The 17,740-nt window shown below is 37.1% G+C and carries 15 protein-coding genes; 3 read left to right on the top strand and 12 right to left on the bottom strand.

Annotated elements, in window-relative coordinates; translation table 11 throughout:
- Positions 1–133: 133 nt before the first annotated feature.
- Positions 134–2,554, top strand: coding sequence for an alpha-ketoacid dehydrogenase subunit alpha/beta (locus FHT21_RS12530; protein ID WP_167294984.1), 2,421 nt, complete (start codon positions 134–136; stop codon positions 2,552–2,554).
- 331 nt (positions 2,555–2,885) lie between these two features.
- Positions 2,886–5,141 (top strand): tetratricopeptide repeat protein, encoded by a 2,256-nt coding sequence (locus FHT21_RS12525; protein WP_167294983.1) that lies wholly within the window; start codon positions 2,886–2,888, stop codon positions 5,139–5,141.
- 1 nt (position 5,142) lies between these two features.
- On the opposite strand, the gene FHT21_RS12520 is transcribed toward FHT21_RS12525, so the two are convergent.
- The 10 genes from FHT21_RS12520 to FHT21_RS12475 all read right to left on the bottom strand — a co-directional run bounded on the left by FHT21_RS12520 (position 5,143) and on the right by FHT21_RS12475 (position 15,016).
- Positions 5,143–5,898 (bottom strand): LytTR family DNA-binding domain-containing protein, encoded by a 756-nt coding sequence (locus tag FHT21_RS12520; RefSeq protein WP_167294982.1) that lies wholly within the window; start codon positions 5,896–5,898, stop codon positions 5,143–5,145.
- A gap of 115 nt (positions 5,899–6,013) precedes the next feature.
- Positions 6,014–6,622, bottom strand: coding sequence for a DUF1684 domain-containing protein (locus FHT21_RS12515; RefSeq protein ID WP_167294981.1), 609 nt, complete (start codon positions 6,620–6,622; stop codon positions 6,014–6,016).
- A 9-nt stretch (positions 6,623–6,631) separates the two neighbouring features.
- On the bottom strand, positions 6,632–7,729 hold the full coding sequence (gene aroC / locus FHT21_RS12510) for a chorismate synthase (protein WP_167294980.1): 1,098 nt from the start codon (positions 7,727–7,729) through the stop codon (positions 6,632–6,634).
- Between the two features lie 88 nt (positions 7,730–7,817).
- Complete coding sequence (gene aroA / locus FHT21_RS12505; RefSeq protein WP_167294979.1) at positions 7,818–9,086, bottom strand: 3-phosphoshikimate 1-carboxyvinyltransferase; 1,269 nt, start codon at positions 9,084–9,086, stop codon at positions 7,818–7,820.
- 202 nt (positions 9,087–9,288) lie between these two features.
- Positions 9,289–10,428: a chorismate mutase gene (locus tag FHT21_RS12500; protein ID WP_167294978.1), complete on the bottom strand. Its 1,140-nt coding sequence runs from the start codon at positions 10,426–10,428 to the stop codon at positions 9,289–9,291.
- A 100-nt stretch (positions 10,429–10,528) separates the two neighbouring features.
- A complete protein-coding gene (locus FHT21_RS12495) occupies positions 10,529–11,353 on the bottom strand; it encodes a hypothetical protein (protein WP_167294977.1) in 825 nt (274 codons plus the stop codon).
- 74 nt (positions 11,354–11,427) lie between these two features.
- Entirely contained in the window at positions 11,428–12,261 is an 834-nt protein-coding gene (locus FHT21_RS12490; RefSeq protein ID WP_167294976.1) for a prephenate dehydratase, read from the bottom strand.
- 526 nt (positions 12,262–12,787) lie between these two features.
- Entirely contained in the window at positions 12,788–13,750 is a 963-nt protein-coding gene (locus tag FHT21_RS12485) for a sterol desaturase family protein (protein WP_167294975.1), read from the bottom strand.
- A 1-nt stretch (position 13,751) separates the two neighbouring features.
- The gene (gene aroB, locus FHT21_RS12480; protein WP_167294974.1) at positions 13,752–14,810 is read right to left on the bottom strand and encodes a 3-dehydroquinate synthase; all 1,059 of its coding nucleotides are present in this window, start codon (positions 14,808–14,810) and stop codon (positions 13,752–13,754) included.
- Positions 14,810–15,016, bottom strand: a complete 207-nt coding sequence (locus FHT21_RS12475) for an RNA-binding S4 domain-containing protein (RefSeq protein WP_090497219.1) — start codon at positions 15,014–15,016, stop codon at positions 14,810–14,812. Before FHT21_RS12475 ends, aroB begins: the two co-directional genes overlap by 1 nt.
- Before the next feature lie 94 nt (positions 15,017–15,110).
- On the opposite strand from FHT21_RS12475, the gene FHT21_RS12470 reads away from it, so the two are divergent.
- Positions 15,111–16,295: a proline dehydrogenase family protein gene (locus FHT21_RS12470; protein WP_167294973.1), complete on the top strand. Its 1,185-nt coding sequence runs from the start codon at positions 15,111–15,113 to the stop codon at positions 16,293–16,295.
- A 286-nt stretch (positions 16,296–16,581) separates the two neighbouring features.
- On the opposite strand, the gene FHT21_RS12465 is transcribed toward FHT21_RS12470, so the two are convergent.
- Positions 16,582–16,902 carry a DUF962 domain-containing protein gene (locus FHT21_RS12465; RefSeq protein ID WP_167294972.1) on the bottom strand — a complete coding sequence of 107 codons (321 nt, stop codon included), beginning with the start codon at positions 16,900–16,902 and terminating at the stop codon, positions 16,582–16,584.
- An 8-nt stretch (positions 16,903–16,910) separates the two neighbouring features.
- The gene (locus tag FHT21_RS12460) at positions 16,911–17,546 is read right to left on the bottom strand and encodes an HAD family phosphatase (protein ID WP_167294971.1); all 636 of its coding nucleotides are present in this window, start codon (positions 17,544–17,546) and stop codon (positions 16,911–16,913) included.
- Between the last annotated feature and the right edge of the window lie 194 nt (positions 17,547–17,740).

Genomic DNA, 17,740 nt, shown 5'->3' with positions numbered 1-17,740 from the left:
AAATTTAATGTTTTCATATTAAAACAAAAACTATTCCAAATATATTTTACAAATCCATATATAATTTTACAATGGAGGATAAAGGCAAACTTTTAATTTTGTATATATTTGCCGCAACCAATCTTTGATTACTATGCCGAATGAAAAATTGATGACCAACACTATTGATGCTTCCGAACTCAGTTTTAACGATTTTAAATCTATCGTCATAAACGACTATAAAATAGCCTTTGAAAGTAGGCAGGCCAGCATTTTAGGCCGTAGGGAAGTATTAACAGGGAAGGCTAAATTTGGTATTTTTGGTGATGGTAAAGAGGTGCCCCAGGTGGCCATGGCGAAAGCTTTTAAAAACGGCGATTGGCGCTCGGGTTATTACCGCGATCAAACTTTTGCCTTTGCAACAGGCATTTCCACTATTAAAGAATTTTTTGCACAGCTTTATGCCAATCCCACTGATGGAGCCGATCCATTTTCGGGCGGGAGGCAAATGAACTGCCATTTTGCAACAAAATCTGTTAATGAAGATGGCAGCTGGAACGATTTAACGCAGATTAAAAACTGCTCGTCAGATATTTCTCCAACAGGTGGCCAGATGGCCCGTTTGGTAGGTTTAGCTTATGCATCTAAATTATTCAGACAGAATAAAGAGCTCGATTACTTAAAACACTTTTCTGTAAACGGAAATGAGGTTGCTTTTGGTACTATTGGTAACGCATCAACTTCGGAAGGGGTATTTTTTGAAGCCATTAATGCTGCAGGTGTTTTGCAGATCCCCATGGCCATCTCGATTTGGGATGATGCCTATGGCATTTCGGTTCCGGCAAAATACCAAACTACAAAAGAAGATATCTCAGAAGTTTTAAAAGGTTTTCAGCGTGATGCTGATCAGCCGGGATATGAAATTTATAAAGTAAAGGGCTGGGATTATCCAGCTTTATGCGAGGTGTACGAAAAAGCAATAAATGTTTGTAGAGACGAACATGTACCTGTTTTAATTCACGTTACCGAACTTACTCAGCCCCAGGGGCACTCCACCTCTGGTTCGCACGAAAGGTACAAATCAAAAGACCGTTTGGCTTGGGAAAATGAGCATGATTGTATCCTGAAAATGCGGGCCTGGATGCTCGATTCGGCGGTAGCAACCGAAGAAGAAATTGCAGCGGTTGAAAAAGATGCAAAGGTTTATGTACGTAATGCACAAAAAGAAGCCTGGAATGAGTTTCTGGATAGTATTAAACCAGAACAAAAACAAGTTGTTGATTTAATTAGTGGTATAGCTAAACATCAACCTGAACTGGCTAAAATTGCTGCAAATCTGGCTTCAACTGCAGATGCACAACGTCGGGAAGTATATACTGCTGCACGAAAAGCGATACGTTTATCGGCTGGTTTTAGCTCTCCGGAGCGCAATGAGCTGTTAACATGGTATAAACAACAAGATAAGTTTAATTACGACCGTTACAACTCTAAACTACACACAGACGGTAAAGAAAGCCCGGATATGATTGCTGTGGTTAATGCAGCATATGATGAGCAATCGAAAATGGTTGACGGTAGGGAAGTACTTAATGCCTGTTTTAACGAAAACTTTGCGCGCGATCCACGTTTAGTTGCTTTTGGAGAAGATTTAGGAAATATTGGTGATGTAAATCAGGGTTTTGCAGGTTTGCAGGCCAAATATGGTGAATTGAGAATTACCGATACCGGAATTAGAGAAATGACCATTATGGGGCAGGGTATAGGCTTAGCCATGAGGGGCTTAAAGCCGATTGCCGAAATACAATATCTTGATTATTTAATTTTTGCATTGAATGTTCTTAGCGACGATTTAGCATCGCTTTCCTATCGCACCAAAGGGATTCAAAAAGCACCGGTTATTGTACGTACCCGTGGTCATCGATTGGAAGGAATCTGGCATTCAGGCTCACCAATCAGCATGATTTTAGGTTCTTTAAGAGGAATGCATTTATGCGTACCAAGAAATATGACCCAAGCTGCCGGAATGTACAACACCCTCTTTAGGGCTGATGAACCTGCAATAGTAATTGAGTGTTTAAACGGTTACAGGCTTAAAGAAAAACTACCTAGTAATGTTGGCGATTTTACTGTTCCATTAGGCAAAGCAGAGGTTTTAGAAGAAGGAACCGATATTACAGTAATATCCTATGGTTCTTCTTTAAGAATTGTTCAGGAGGCAGCAGAAGAATTGAGCTTGTTGGGTATTTCTGTAGAAATTATAGATCCGCAAACGCTTTTACCTTTTGATACTACCCAGGTTTGTGTAAATTCTCTTGCCAAAACAAGTAAATTATTGGTTGTAGATGAAGATGTTCCAGGAGGTGCATCTGCATATATACTGCAAAAGGTACTGGAAGAACAAAAAGGTTATTTCCATTTAGATGGTCAGCCGAAAACATTATCGGCTAAAGCGCATCGTCCGCCATTTGGATCGGATGGTGATTATTTCAGTAAACCATCAGTTGATGATGTAATCGAAACCATTTACCAGATGATGCATGATGCAAACCCAGTAAAATATCCTTCACTTTTTTAATAAAGTAATAACTAGGGTATAAAATTTAATGATCTGAATAATTTAAAAGGTTTACAATCAGTTTCTTATTTTGTTTATGCTTAAATGATTTGAGATTTTGATGAAAAGGTAAAAAACTCGTTACCTATTGATCAGTTTTTTATTTACTTTTATAAATCAAACACTATTTTGTTATTTCAGAATGTTTTATCTCATCCCGGATTTAAAACGCTGTAGTTTTCAAGATTTTTCGTGTTTTCCGATAAAAACAAGTTATTAGTTTGATCTGAAAATGAAGCGCTATCTTGTAAATGCTCAGTTAGTTAGTAAAACATGTTTTTTTAAAAAAGGCATGCTGTTCCTCTTTTTTTCATTTTTGTGCACAGCCAGCTTTGGTCAGGTGGGTGCACCGCAGAAAAAACTGGATAGCCTTTTAAGTTTAAATTTAAAGAATCTAAAATTAGATTCTACTAAGATCAAAATATTGACGGAGGTTTACCGCCAATACATGCGGATGAAAAATGTAGAGAAAGCAGAAGAATATGTGGATAAAACCATTCAGCTTTCGCATGAGAAAAATCTGAAAAAATTCTCTGCCATGGCTTATTACCGGAGGGGTTTAATGTATCATGGAAGGTCTGATTATCAAAAAGCAGAAGAAAACTATAATTATGCCGTTAATGAGTTTTCTTCAGTAGGAAATTTGGATATGGTAGCGGGTACTTACCTCAACCTGGGCGCTTTATATAGCAGCATTCCTGATTATGTTAAATCACTGGAAGTTAATCAAAAGGCCATAGCTATCTACGAAAAAATGGGCAATGAAACCGATATGGCCAGTTGTTATACCAATATCTCTACTATTTACCAAAGTTTGGGAAATCAGAGTCAGGCATTGGTTTACATGAACATGGCGCTAAAAGTATTTGCTAAAGATGGCGAAAATACTAGAGGTGTAGCGGTTGTTTATGGCCTGATCGGAACCAATTATTTTGAAGCTTCAGAACGTGAATTAAAGGAGATGAATGTAATGCCCAGCCAGAAAATAAAACTGGCCTTGGCATATTACAACAAATCGTTGAAGGTATCAGAAGCTATTGGAGATACGGGCTTAATAGCTACCGTTAAACGAGATCTGGCCGATTTGTACGCTTCAATAGGACAAAAGGATGCGGCGTTAAAATCGTATCAAAAATCGGTTGAGTTAAATAAAACAGGAGAAGATAAAGAAGCTTATGCCTCAAGTTTATATGCTTTGGGAAACTTTTACCAAAAAGAAAATGATTTTGAAAATGCAATCATATTACTCAATAATAGCTTAAAAATTGCAGAAGATAACAGACTACTGGATATTGAAAAACAATCTACTTTAGGACTAAGTGCCGTATATGAAAAACAAAAAGATTATAACAAATCTTTAGCCTATTACAGGCAGTATATTGCTGTTAGAGATAAAATTTTCGACCAGGAAAAGGAAAAAGAAATTACCAGAAGGCAAATGCAGCTCGATTTTGGCATTAAAGAGCGCAACTATTTATTGAAGCAAAAACTTACAGAAGGGGAGTTAAAAAGACAACAACAGGAACTTGCACTAAAGAGGCAACAATTAGTATTGAGTGATAAAGAAAAAGCATTGGGTCTGCTAACTTTTCAAAAAGCAAAAGCTGATCTCGATATCCAGCGTTTGGCCCAGGATAGTAAATTTGCTAATGCTAAATTTGAGGCAAAGTTAGCCGCCGGGATAAAGGATAAGCAGATTAGTAAACAGGTACAACAGATTAAATTTGATGAACGTGTTAAATTATTCCTTACCATAGCCACAACACTTATTCTGATTATTGCTGTTGTTATATTTTTTAACCAGCGGAAAACAACCAGGCTGAATAAGATTATCAATACGCAAAAACGGGAATTAGAGCAGTTAAGTAAAGTTAAAGACCGCATTTTTAGTGTAGTAAGCCATGATATGCGTACACCTGTTAATTCATTAATTTCCTTTATGCAGTTGTTAGAAGGTGGAAATATTGAGCAGGATAAATTAAACAGATACGCTGCGTCACTAAAAAATAACCTCACTTATACCTCCACAATGATGGAGAACCTTCTCAATTGGGCAGCCAGCCAGATGCAGGGTTTTAACCCATACTTAGAATCATTGGACGTTCATGAGCTGATTAATGACGTTATTCTTTCTTTGCACGATAACGCTAATCAAAAGCATTTGGCTATTCAGAATTTAGTGCCAGCCAAAACATTTTGTAAAGCAGATTCGAACATGTTCATACTGGTTATTCGCAATATCATAAGTAATGCAATTAAATTTACACCAAATGGTGGTACCATTACAGCTAGTGCTCGTCCTGTTGGAAATGCGTTAGAAATTAAAGTTTCGGATACAGGCATCGGTTTAACCCCTGTACAGGTGGAACATTTTAATAAGCCAGGTTATTTAGGTGCGGGGATGAGCACCTTGGGTACAAATAAAGAAAAAGGTACTGGTTTAGGTTTATTGCTCTGCAGAACCTTTATTAGCATGATGGATGGTAAAATTAGCGCTGATATTAATCCTGAAGGTGGAAGTTATTTTAAAATAATCTTGCAGAAATAACTTATTTTAAAAATCTAGACAGAATTTTCTTGTCAATTGATTTTTCCAATAATTCCTGCCTGTTAGTGGCACTTATCGGAACCAGAAAGTTATGATCTAAATGAACCTCATGATTGGTTAAGGTTGCAATGTGGTTGATATTAATGATGTACTGTTTGTGTACCCTTGAGAAAATTTTCGAAGGCAGTTGTTTTTCTAGATTTTTTAGGCTTACCAAAATAACATGTTTATCGATACTGGTAAACAGCTTTGAAAAATCGCCCATACTTTCAATATAAATTACATCATTATATTTCAGCTTGGTTATGCCTTTTGTTTCCCTAAAAAAGAAATAATCATCGTCTTTTTTATCGTAGTCGTTTAAATTTTCAGCAGGAAGTTTATTTACTTGTTTCCTCAATTCAATATATTCGATTGCTTTATTGGTAGCTTTTAATATGCGCTCGAATGTTGCAGGCTTAACAATAAAATCCAGGGCATCCAGGTTAAAGCTTTCTGCCGCGTATTCGCTAAATGACGTGATAAAAATAAATAAGGGCTGCTTTTTTAGGCTCTTTAATAAATCCATACCTGAAAGCTCCGGCATATCAATATCAGAATAAACAATATCCACAGAAGTGGTTGATAAAATTTGGGAAGCTTCTATACCATTACTACAAACAGCAATAATATTTAATGATGGAATTTTTTTAAGATGCATTTCTATTGCATCTCTTTCAATTTCATTATCATCAACAATTAAGCAGCTGTACATCATTTAGATATAGGATATATAATTTATTTATAGAACAGGTATTTTTAGTTAAAGTTACGCTAAAATATAGGTTATAATACAGTCTAGCTAAAGTTCTATCAATAACGCAAAGTTAAATTTATTTTTGATGTTTCTTTTCGCCAGTGTATAATTTCTCGCCAGCTTTTATGGCCAATTGTAGGTCGTTTTCTTCTGGTGGTACAGGGCAACGGTATCCGTCGCTATAGGCACAATAAGGATTGTAGGCTTTATTAAAATCGATTTCGATGTGATTATCTACGATTTCTTTTGCATCTAGATCGATATACCTGCCTCCTCCATAAGTTTCCTTATTATTAGTTTCATCAGTAAAAGGCAGAAAGAGGTGGTCTTTATAAACTGGGTTGGTTGATAAAGAAACACTTTTATATAAAGTCATCTGAATTTTTTTGTCATTCAGAACGAAATTTACATGTGCATATTTATAATAATCGCTACTAGAGCCGTTAAAAGTAGGCATTTTGAAAACCTTTTCATTCTTCAGTATTTCTACATCAGCCAAAATTTTATACGCACTGTCTGCATCATAAAAGTGAAGGTTTTGCAGGTCGCTTTTCTTGAGCGGTGACCGCCCATCTTTAATGAAATCCTGTTTATAGGTTTCACGATGTTTTGAGATCTGTTCAGCATAACTTTGTGCAAAGCTATTCATGCTGATTAATAGCAATAAGAAGGTGATGGTTCTCATTAACAAAAATTAAATAATGCTTGCTTTGTTTCTTAAAAACTGATCAGCTAAAACCAGTGCAGCCATCGCTTCAACAATTACTACTGCTCTAGGTACCACACAAGGATCATGGCGGCCTTTACCTTTAATCTCCGAAGCTTCGCCAGCTGCATTTATGGTTTGTTGGTTATGCATAATGGTTGCTACAGGTTTAAATGCCACTTTAAAGGTAATGTCCATTCCGTTAGAAATGCCACCTAAAATACCTCCAGCATAATTGGTTGTGGTTTTAAAAACTTTCGAATCAGCAGCTTTTGGCTGAGGGATATCATTGTGCTGTGATCCTCTTAATTCGCTTCCGGCAAAACCAGAGCCATATTCGAAACCATGAACGGCATTAATGCTTAGCATGGCTTTGCCTAAATCGGCATGCAATTTATCAAAAACAGGTTCGCCTAAGCCGGCAGGGCAGCCTTTTACTATGCAGCCTATTTTTCCGCCAACGGTATCGCCATCTTTTCTAACTGAATCTATGAACTCAATCATTTCATGTGCGGTTGCAGGATCAGCACAACGTACAATATTTTCTTCTCTAATTTGCAATAAAGCTGATAAATCATTGCTTTCTAAATTAGGGGCTTCTATTGTGCCTACTGAAGTTACGTGTGCGAAAATTTCTATGCCCTGTTGCTTTAAAAATAGTTTTGCAATGGCTCCTGCAGCTACACGGGCAGCAGTTTCGCGGGCAGAAGAACGGCCGCCACCGCGGTGATCGCGGATGCCATATTTTGCATCGTAAACATAATCGGCATGGCTGGGGCGGTAAACATCTACATTATGACCGTAATCTTTTGACCGTTGATCTTCGTTAGGAATTAAAAGTGCAATTGGCGTACCGGTACTTTTCCCTTCAAATACACCCGATAAAATCTGAACGGTATCGCTTTCTTTTCTTTGAGTGGTAATTTTGGATTGACCTGGTTTACGTTTGTCAAGTTCTGATTGGATAAAATCCATATCGATATCCAATTGCGCCGGACAGCCATCAATAATTACCCCAATGGCTACGCCATGAGATTCGCCAAAGGTTGTAATGCGAAATAGTTGTCCGAATGAGTTGCCTGCCATTATTTTTGATTGAATTATAGATTGATTAAATTATTGATTGGATTTTAACACCCAATCTTAATACTTGGTTTTTGATACTTCCTTCTTGCTACTTGATATTAACATCAAATCCCGCTTTTTTCAAATCTTCCCAATAATAAGGATAAGATTTTTCTACTACCTGCATTTCTTCAATTTCAACTTCGTTGATCAAAAGGGCAAGAGGAGCAAAAGCCATTGCCATACGGTGGTCCTCGTAGGTTGCAAAAGTAACTTTATCAGGAAAGTGAAGGTTGTCTGTGTTTAAAGTATAAACCAGATTATCTTCTGTAAAAGTAACACCTATTTTCGCCAATTCGTTCTGAAGGGCTGCAATACGGTCTGTTTCTTTGATTTTTAAGGTTTCTAAGCCTGTAAAGGCCATGTTTTTGCCCAAAGCTGCTGCAATAACTACAATAGTTTGTGCTAAATCCGGACAGGTTTTTAAGTCTAGAACTTCTTTTGTATCTAAAGTGAGCCCTAAATTGCTAATGGCAATTCCATTATCGGTTTTGCTGGTAGCAATACCAAAAATCTTCATGATATTTTTGATCTGGCTATCGCCCTGCAAACTTTTTTCTTTTAATGCAGGTAAACTAATTTCTGCTTCATCAGCTAATGCTGCAATGCTATACCAGTACGATGCTGCACTCCAATCGGGCTCTACAACCAAATTGCCTGGTTTAAAAGCCTGTGGTTTAATAGAAATTGAATTTCCGTTCCAAGAATGCGCAATGCCAACTTCAGCCAACATATCTAAAGTCATATCTACATATGGTTTAGAGGTAAGTTCGCCTTCAATTTCTAAAGTTAAACCCTGAGGTAGGATAGGAGCAATCATCAGCAAGGCCGAAATATATTGACTACTGATATCACCTTTAATTTTAACTTCAGCAGTTTTTTGATTTAAAGGACCAACAATATTCAAAGGAGGGAAACCTTCAGCTTCTGCATAAGAAATATCAGCGCCGATGGTTTTTAAAGCCTCTGCCAAAATACCAATTGGGCGCTGTTTCATGCGTTCGGTCCCGGTAAGTAAGAAATTGCCGTTTTTAGCCGAAAGATAAGCCGATAAGAAACGCATAGCGGTTCCTGCAGGGCCAACATCAACTGTTTTTGATTCCTGGATTTCTACTTCTAATTCTTCTTCAAGATTATTAAGGATACCATTTAGGGTTACCGTATCGGCAGCATTAGAAAGGTTTTCAACTTTAACCAGTTTTTTGCTTAAAGCGCTAATAATTAAAGCCCTGTTGCATTCGCTTTTCGAGCCTGTTAATTGGATTTCCGTATTAATATTCTTGGTTCCTTTAAAAGAAACTAAGGCGTTTTTCGACATTTTATTCTGTTTTATGCTCAAATGTAAGTGTCAGATGTTTCCATCTGACACCACATTATATTTGTTTTAATATCATGTTGAGTTGTCGAAATAATTATAAGTCCTTCGACAGGCTCAGGATGACAGCAATGCTAGATTCCTGGCATTTGGTTTTCAGCTTTGGTTTTACCCTCCATCTTCAACCTTCAACCCTCCACCTTTATTATGCTTTAACTTCGGTATGTTGCTCTGCAGCAATACCTTGCTCAGCTTTACCAGCATTCATAATTTCAGTTTGCTTACGGATCGACTCACCGTGTACCAATTCTAAGAATTTTTCGGTAAAGTTTAAATCTAATTTTAATGCTTTTGCAAAAGCCTGACCTTTTTGAATAATGGCATCCCAACGGTTAACCTGTAAAATAGTTACCTGGTTATCGCGTTTAAATTCACCGATTTTAGCTACGATAGACATACGTTCGCCTAATTTCTGCAATAGGATATCGTCAATTTTATCGATTGACTTACGTAATTCGGCTAATTTATCAGCAGAAGCTTCGTTTGCAACCTCTGGTTCACGAACAGTTAAACGGTCAACCAATTCAGCTAAAGCAGCTGGTGTAACTTGTTGTTTAGCATCTGTCCAGGCAACTGAAGGATCTACGTGAGATTCGATCATTAAACCCTGCATATCTAAATCTAATGCTTTTTGAGAAATGTAAGGGATTAACTCGCGGTTACCGCAAATGTGACTTGGATCGTTAATGATCGGTAATTCAGGGCAAAGCGTTTTTAATTGGATAGCAAGTTCCCACATTGGCTCGTTACGGAACGAACTTTTCTCGAATGAAGAGAAACCGCGATGAATAGCACCGATTTTGGTAATTCCTGCGCCATTGATACGCTCAATTGCACCAATCCATAACTGTAAATCAGGGTTAACCGGGTTTTTGATCAATACCGGAACATCATGGCCTTTTAAAGCATCAGCAATTTCCTGAACGGTGAAAGGATTTACAGTAGAACGTGCACCAATCCAAAGGATATCTACACCAGCTGCTAAAGCTTCTTCAACGTGTTTTGCATTCGCAACCTCTACAGCCGTTGGTAAACCAGTTTCTGCTTTAGCACGTTTTAACCACTCTAAACCGATACTTCCGATACCTTCAAATTCTCCCGGACGGGTACGTGGCTTCCAGATACCAGCTCTCAATACCGATACTTTACCGGTAGCAGCCAATAAGTGCGCTGTAGTTAATAATTGCTCTTCAGTTTCTGCGCTACAAGGACCAGAAATGATTAATGGTTCGTTGTTTACGTTTAACCAGGTGTTTAATGGTTGGATGTTTAAATTAAGTTTCATGACTTTATGGATTGTAATATTTTGTAATTCGATTGTTTAATTGTTGTATTGTTTTTATTGTTGGGTTAAAACTGCCAACTGAAAATTGTTGTTTTTTTTGTTAACCTGTTAATTGTTCAAATCGATTGACTGATTGTTGTATCCAGTTTTTTGTGAACTTGATATATGCTTTATTAATGAATGGAAAAACCGTTACATTGGGGATATGATTTACTTCTAATAAATGTTTTTGTCCATCTGATCCAATCATATAATCTACGCCAACTGTTTGCAGGTTAAAATGCTTGGCCAGGTTTTTAGTGTCCTGAAGTAAATCAGCATCTACATCCATCTCCCATGAACCTTCATTGTGGATTGATTTTAACCAATTTTCGCCTGTAAGCCTTATTTGCCAGTGTTGATCTCCAACAAGCATAATTCTAACAGCTTCTCCTTCAATAAATTCTTCAATAACAGAAGTTTCAGTGCTTTTCCATTCTCCAACGAACTTGTTTTTATCTTCTCCACAATGCCAGATTCCCCATTTTGCAACCACTTCTTTATCCGAAAAGTATTCCTGCTCACCTATTAGCATACCTCTTTTAGTTCCGTTAAATTTTGAAACATTTAAAGCCCTTACTAAACCTGGAATTCTATTTCTCAAATCCATCATGCCTGTAGCATTAGGTAAACATGGTCCGTTCCAAAGTGCCAATAGGGTTATGAAATCGAAATCAGTTTCAAATATTCCATGAAATATTACTTTATCTACAAGTAAATATTTGCCTGGAATAGTGCTACTTTCTACAAAGAGCTCACCTTCAATTAATTTTATATTTGGCAGCATATAATAATGAACAATTAGGTACTCGAAACCCAAGTTTTCTTTAATAGTACTTACTTCATCTCTTTCAAGCCCAACTATTAAAATTCTCTTCTTTTCCATTTTTTTGTTCTATTAAGATACCTTACCTGATCTTTATTTTTTATTGTTTGTTAAAACTGTTTTGGTTAACTCTTTTATACTTTATCATTCTTCTGGTACTCACCCAGGATGTTAAAGTTCGATGTATATTTTAATGCCTTTCTAATGGCCTTATCATATTTTTCGGTACTTGGCCATTCTAAATCGACGTAAAAGTAATACTCGTTTCTTTTACCTAAAACAGGCATAGATTGTATTTTTGTTAGGCTTACATCCTGTTCTGCGAAAATATTTAACACCGTTGCCAGTGAGCCTGCCTTGTGGCCAACCTGGAAACAGATTGATGCTTTGTTTATTTTCTTTCCTTCGTCTGTTTTATCTTTTTTAAGGATCAGAAAACGGGTGTAGTTTTTCTTGTTCGATTCTACCCGGCGTTCTAAAATATTCAAACCGTAAAGTTCTGCAGCTAAACTGTTTGCAATGGCCATGGTATCGGTTAATTGCTCTTCCTGGATCCTTTTTGCGCAGGCAGCAGTATCGTTGCTCTCTACAATTTTAATGTGCGGATAATCGTAAAAGAAATCGATACACTGGCGGATGGCAATAGGGTGTGAGGTAACCACTTTAATATCCTCAAACTTTACACCTGGTAATGCCATTAAGTGCAATTGGATAGGTAAGTAAACCTCACCCACAACCGAAAAACCAAAATCTCTGATCAGTGTATAGTTTGGTAATAAACTGCCGGCGATAGAGTTTTCGATAGCCATTACTACGAAATCGGCATCGTTTTGCTCTAGTTTGTCGCAGGTTTCTTTAAAAGAATTACACTCAACAGTTTCAATGTCTTTACCAAAGAATTTGTAGGCGGCCTCCTCGTGGAAAGATGCTTTGATACCCTGAATTGCTACTCGTTTTGTCGTTTCCATTTTTGCGTTAAAACAAAAAAGTCCCGGCTGTTTGCCGGGACTTTTTTATACATTTTAATATTGTTATATATCTTTTTGCATATTAGCCCCGGCTCTCACTAAAATAGTAAAAGTAACCAAAGTAATATGTGTTTGTAATTTGCATTTCTTTTTTTGTTGAGCCAAATGTAGTAACAAAATTTAATTTGTCAATAGGAAATTGAAAATATTTTTAATAAAATTTAATTTTGTTAAAAATGGACTAGTTTATTGATGGGTCTTTTTGCTTCTTGAAATGGCTTAAAAACGGATTTTTATATGGTTAGGGTTAGAAAATTGATTAGACATGATCAGTCGCGCGAGATCGTCATTTCCAACTTGATTGGGAATTTTAATGCAAAAGTATTAAGATTCCCACCTGCGCGGGAATGACAGATTTTTCGAATACTAAAATTCTTCAGTGTTTATCTGTGTGCATCTGTGGCTAAAAAAGTAAATGAAATATTAACAAAAAAGGTCTGTGGAGACACAGACCTTTAGATTATTTTTATCCTGTAGAACTTAATTCTCCTCGATCATTAAGCCCTTTTACTTTGTCCTGTTGCAGTGCTTCATATCTTTTCTGTTCCTCCTCACGTAATTCCTGTTGCATAATTTTAGCAATTTTAGTGCTTCCATCATGGCTCCATCCAGGCGGATTAAAAATGTATTTCACTTTATCCATAAAAGTTGGCGCTTTTTTAACATCAGCACTCAATGCAATAAACTCGTGGAAAATAATATTAACCGCACCAGTATCTTCAGGCTGAGTAGTTAAACCGTATTTAACCACATCTTCTGGTAACTCTTCCTGAAAAGTGCCGAACCATCTGTCCCAAAGAATTAAAACCATACCCATGTTTTTGTCTAAGTAACGTACATTACTGGCATGGTGCACGCGATGGTGTGATGGCGTTACGAAAATATACCCGTACCATTTGGGAAGCTTAATGTTGTACTGTGTGTGAACCAGGTTGCCATAAATTTGGGTCACCAGGTAGGCAAAAAGGATATCAACAGCGGTGAAACCCATAAAAGCCAAGGGCAAATAAAAGAAAACACGGTACAATGGCTCGAAAACGGTTGAACGGAATCCGGTGGTTAAGTTGAAATGTTCAGATGAGTGATGCGTAACGTGCATCGCCCAGAAAAAGCGTACGTAATGGCCAACTGTATGCAAAAACCAATATAGGAAATCTTGTGCTAAAATCAAAACAAACCAGTAAAGCCAAATGTTATGGATTTGGAACAAACGGAATTGATAACAGTATTGCAGTAGAAAAAAAGTGCCTGTTTTTGTTGCTAAATTAATCACAATAGCGGCCGTCATCAGGTAAATGTTCGTCCAGGTATCGCGTTTGGTATATAATTTTCTGTCGTGCGCATAGCTGAAATACATTTCAACCAAGGTTAAAACGATTACGAAACCAAATAGCCCGATAACAGAAATATCACTTCCGGTAAAATTCATTTTATAAACTGTTATAATAATCTAAACTGCTTAAAATATCAGCTGTACTTACACGGCAGTTAAACGTGCATTTACCTGTGCTTTCTAAAAGCGAGAAGAGGATGTTTCCATCTTCGTTCTTTTTGTCGCTCTGCATCAATTCTAAAAGGGTATCGAAGCTTTCTTTTTTAATCTGGTATTTAGGATATAACGATAGGATATATCCGCTAATATCATTCAGTTCCGCTTTCGTTAGCGTGCTGTTTTTGATTGATAAAGCTGCCTCACAAACAAATCCGATGGCAATGGCTTCACCATGTGTTAAGGGATTCTCGTCATTTGCTAAAGAATAACCTTCTATGGCATGCCCAATAGTATGCCCGAAGTTTAAAATCTTACGCAGGTTTTTTTCATGCGGATCGATAGTAACCACCTCGTTTTTAATTTCTACAGACCTATAAATATCTTCTGCCGAAGGGGTTAAGTAATTACTTTCTTTTAATTTTTCGTAATATGGCTTATCATAAATCAAGCCATGTTTAATCATTTCGGCAAAGCCCGATAAAAGCTCGCGCTGTGGTAATGTTTTTAAGAATGCAGTTTCGATAAAAACCATTTGTGGCAAGGTAAAGGTACCTACCATGTTTTTTACATTGTCGATATCGATCCCTGTTTTGCCACCTACCGAAGCATCAACCTGCGATAAAAGGGTAGTGGGTATATTGATAAAATCTATACCTCTTTTATAAGTTGAAGCAATAAATCCACCCATATCGGTAATCACGCCACCACCTAAATTAATCATCAAACTTTTGCGGTCGGCTTCAAAATCCAAAAGGGTTTTCCAGATACCGATACAAAAATCAATATTTTTATTTTCTTCTCCTGCTGAAGTTTCGATCAGATCAAATTCCGAAAAATCATCTAAAAGTGACTGGAATAGCGGTAAGCAGATCTCGCTGGTATGCTCATCAGCCAGTACAAAAACTTTGCTGTATTTATTGCTTTCTAAAAGTGTTTTTAGTGCTGTTAAACTGCTTTCGAAATAAAGGGTGTGGCCTGCGCTGGTTAGTGGTTCCATTAAATAATTTCTATTTTATTTTCGCCAAAAGTAATAATATCTCCAACTCTAACCTTATAGCGTTTGCGGAATTCGACCTCACCGTTAGTTTTTACTAAACCATCCTCAACAACGGTTTGGGCATCACCGCCACTGCCAACCAATCCACTTGCTTTTAGCAGTTGGATTAATGGAATAAATTCGCCCTCTAATTTGAATTGTATCATTTTCTGCAAAAATACGATTATTTAGAGGTTTTTAGTTTTAACAACCAATGCTTTTTATAATTTTGCACCAATCTGACTTATTATTAAAGTAAAAATGGACTTATCCCCCAACAAACAACCAAATTTCGACAACACGGAAATAGCTTTCCGTCAAAAATCTAACCACGAACTAAAAAAAGCATACTGGCTTTTTAAAATGATCGGGAGTAATTTTCTTACTAAAGTTGGTCCGGCCATTACAAACTTCTTTTTAAATATCGGTTTGCCGATCCAAGGCGCTATTAAAGCAACTATTTTTCAGCAGTTTTGCGGTGGCGAAACCATTGCGGAATGTGATAAGGCCATTGAACAACTACATAAAGGCGGTGTAGGCACCATTTTAGATTATTCGGTAGAAGGAGAAGAAGAAGAGCAGGTTTTTGACGAAACCTGTGCCGAAATTATCCGTACCATTATCCGTGCTGATGGTGATGTTAAAATTCCGATTACGGTTTTCAAAATTACCGGAATTGGCCGTTTTGCCTTATTGCAAAAATTAGATGCTAAAGAAACCCTAAATGCCAGTGAAGTGGCTGAGTACGAAAAGGTAAAACAACGTTGCGAAATGATCTGCCAAACAGCTTTCGATAAAGGCGTACCAATTATGATCGATGCTGAGGAAACCTGGATTCAGGATACAATCGATGAATTGGCCTTAGCGATGATGCGTAAATTTAACCGTGAACGGATTATTGTTTACAATACTTACCAAATGTACCGTCATGATAAGTTAGCCGATATGAAAGCCGACCATTTGATTGCCAAAGCTGATGGTTTTATTCTGGGCGTGAAAATGGTTCGGGGTGCCTATATGGAAAAAGAACGTAAACGTGCAGCAGAAATGGGATATCCTTCGCCAATTCAGCCAGATAAGGCAGCTTCAGACCGCGATTACAATGAATCTTTACGTTATTGTATTGATCATATTGAAGACATTGCCATTGTTGCCGGAACGCACAATGAAGATAGCAGCCGCTTATTAACTTACCTTTTGGAGGAAAAAAATATAACGCATAATCATCCTCATGTATATTTTGCCCAGTTGTTGGGGATGAGTGATAACTTAAGCTTTAATCTTGCTGATTCTAATTATAATGTGGCAAAATATGTTCCTTACGGACCAATTAAAGCGGTAATGCCTTATTTATTCAGAAGAGCACAAGAAAATACTTCGGTGGCCGGACAAACAGGCCGTGAGTTAGGTTTGATTGAAAGAGAATTAAAAAGAAGGAAACTGTAGTTCAGTTTTCAGTTCACAGTTGGTCGTTTTCAGTTTTGGGTGGTAATTGATACTGCCAATTGAAAATTGCCAACTGTTTTTGTTTTCGCATCGTCATACTGTCCCGATTTTGCATCGGGATCAGCATCTTTCATATCTTATAATTATCATTATTTTTTTGGAAATGAACATGCAGTAGTCCTTCGGAACATGCAACCTCGCTTTGCGCTATATCCCCAATGAAGGATTGGGGGATGCCGCTTCAATCGAGTTTATGTTGAAAGGTAGTTTTTTAAACTACTGAAAACTATTTCTTTACTACAAAAGATTGTTTTCCCGTTAATAGGTCGTAAAAAAGGATAAAATCACTAACTAAACTATAACCTGGATATTGAAAAGTAGCAGGCTTGTTTTTCTCGAAAAAGAAATGCCCAACCCATGCAAAACCATATCCCAATACGGGTATGGCCAGAAAGAAATGCCAATTGTGAAAAAGAAAGCCAGTAAAGAAAGCGAGGCAAACCAATCCGGTACCGATAAAATGTAAAATACGCGATGTGGTATTGCTATGTTCTGATAAGTAAAAAGGGTAGAACTCTTTTAGCGACTTAAACTTTTTTTCCGACATATACTAATTTACAAAATTCCGTTCGCTTTTAAAAAGGCGCCCAGTTGTGCCGGTTTTTCGGTCATTAATAATGCATTTAATCCTACTTTTTTGGCGCCTTCAATATGTTGAGGGCTGTCGTCTATAAATAAGGTTTCGGCCGGATAGAGATTATTTTCCTTTAATACCTGTTCAAAAATATTGGTATTGGGTTTACGCAGTTTCATGTGCTGGGAGAAATAAGCTTTCTCAAAATAATCATCGTAATTATTGATCTGGAAGGTTGCTTGCAGGTAATTGATGATCCAGTCGTAGTGGATTTCGTTGTTGTTGCTTAACAAAAAAGTACGGTATTTTTCTTTTACTTCAAGCAATAAATCGTGGTTTTGCTGTATGGTTCCAATTAAAAGGCTGTTCCATGCATCATCAATCTGCTGGTCGGTTAATTCTGGCTTTCCTGCGGCTTTTCTAATTCCTGCTCTAAACTCAGCAGGAGAAATTGCACCTGTTTCAAAATCATCAAATAGTTTATTGTGTGCTTTGTGGGCAAAGAAATTTTCAATATCGGTAATACCCAATTTTTGAAAAGAAGCCTGAGCAATTCTGAAATCGATATCAAATATTAAGTTTCCGTAATCGAAAATAATGTTTTTAATGTTTTGCATGTAAATCATCGGGATTTGCTGCAAAGATATTATTGCTGATTTAATGGAGGGCATTAATCGGCATTTTTTTACAATAAAAAACCCGAAGTGCTTAATTGGAGAGTAATACTTTGTAGTATGCGTCATTCCCAACTTGATTGGGAATCTTAATGCTTTAGTGGTATTTTCTATTTGCATTAAGATTCCCCCCTTCG

This window comes from Pedobacter sp. SG908 (assembly GCF_011759615.1).
GTDB classification, from domain to species: domain Bacteria; phylum Bacteroidota; class Bacteroidia; order Sphingobacteriales; family Sphingobacteriaceae; genus Pedobacter; species Pedobacter riviphilus.
The sequence above is the reverse complement of the archived record's forward strand: the minus strand, read 5'-3'. Positions and strand labels throughout refer to the sequence as shown.